Source organism: Virgisporangium aurantiacum, from assembly GCF_016863635.1.
In the GTDB taxonomy this organism is placed as follows: domain Bacteria; phylum Actinomycetota; class Actinomycetes; order Mycobacteriales; family Micromonosporaceae; genus Virgisporangium; species Virgisporangium aurantiacum.
Genome location: NZ_BOPG01000180.1, coordinates 1 through 1,537, shown reverse-complemented (window position 1 = coordinate 1,537; position 1,537 = coordinate 1). Strand labels below are relative to the sequence as shown.

Below are 1,537 nucleotides of genomic sequence, written 5' to 3'. Positions count from 1 at the left end.
CCTCGACTTTCGTGGTTCTGGTGTTCTAGGCGGCGGCGTTTGCCCAGGCTGCGTGGACGGCGAGGGTTTGTTCGGGGGTGGGGTTTCGGCCTTTTCCTGGATGAAACCGGGCGGCGATCAGGGTGCGTCGGAGCTTGATGATCATGTCGTGGTAGGCGGGTTCGGTTTTGGTCCGGTACCAGGGGGTGGTGTGCTGCCGGTCGCTGACGTCGGCTGGGTCGTGGCCGTGGCGGGCGTACCACAGCACTGTCAGGGTGTGCGCGGTCAGGGCGAGAGGGACGGCGCGTTCGACGGCGCGGGGGGTGCGGGTGCGGGTTTGGCCGATGCCGGTGTGTTGTTTGGCGTCTTCGATCATGGTTTCGATCGGCCACCGGTCGGCGTATCGGGTGATGATCGTGGTGGTGGGGGCGGTCAGGTCGGTGGTGATGAGGGCCAGTTCGTAGCCGGCTTTGGTGGGGCGGGTCGGGTCGCGCACGACGATGACGCGCATGGGGCGGCTGCGGTAGGCGCCGTACCACAGGCAGGTCCGGTCGATGACCTGCACGGTGGCGGTGGTGCCGTAGCGGGTGACGGTCGTCGTGGTCCACGTGCCGGTGGCGGCGAGGTCTTTCGGGTAGCCCAACACCGCGCCGATGGTGCGGGGCCGCCCGCCCCGGCGGGGGTTTGCGGTGCGATCGGTGCTTCTGTCATAGATGGCGTGGAGTTTGGCGTTGGCGCGTAGCCGGCTGGTCAGGCTGACGCCGGCGGGCAGCCCACGTTGACGGTTGGCGCCGACGGCCGCGCCCGCCGCGCCGTCGGCACCGGCGTAGGCGGTGTCGGCGACCACGTCGATACGACGCCCGGGCAGTGCGGCGGCGATGCGGGCGACCAGTTGGCTGCACAGGACCTGTTTCGTCGGCCCGTTGGGTTGCCACAGGGCGAACCCGACCGGCACCGCCATCGGCCGGGTCCGGAACGGCAGCCGGACCACGATCGCCGCGAGCACCCAGTTGTTGCCCCAGGCCACCGCCCGGCCCGGGCCTTTACGGCGGCCGTTGGCGGCTCCGTCGTGGTGCCAGAACGCGGCATGCACCCGTCGACCCGACCGGCGGACGAGGGTGTCATCGACGGCGACCAGCACCGCCTCGTGCGGGTCGAGAAGCAGCCCGGCGACCAATCGGGCCAGCACGTCGCTGACCTCCTCGACCGACCAGCGGGCCCGGCTGAGGAACCAGAACGCGCGGGCGTGGTGACGGACCCCGGCCTGCCCGGCCGCGATCCACACCGCGGTCACCGTCCGCCGCCCCGGCGCGGCGATCGTCCCCGCGATCAGCGTCACGAACGTGTGAAACGACGGCGCGGTCAAACACGGCCGGAGCGCCGCCAGCAGCACCGCAAACGACGGCGGTAACGTCTCGACCTGGAGCATCGGCGGCCCTCTTTCGGGAGTGGGTAAGCACCGCCGATGCTCCTTCTGCTACCCGCCCCCGATCACCACACCACGCCGTCCCACTAGTCCACTTCACCCACACGAGTCACAAAAGTCCGAAACTCGAGA

At 70.1% G+C, this 1,537-nt stretch carries 1 protein-coding gene; it reads right to left on the bottom strand.

From position 1 onward, the window contains the following. Positions 1–25 precede the first annotated feature (25 nt). Positions 26–1,408, bottom strand: a complete 1,383-nt coding sequence (locus Vau01_RS62925) for an IS701 family transposase (RefSeq protein WP_204015441.1) — start codon at positions 1,406–1,408, stop codon at positions 26–28. Positions 1,409–1,537 lie beyond the last annotated feature (129 nt).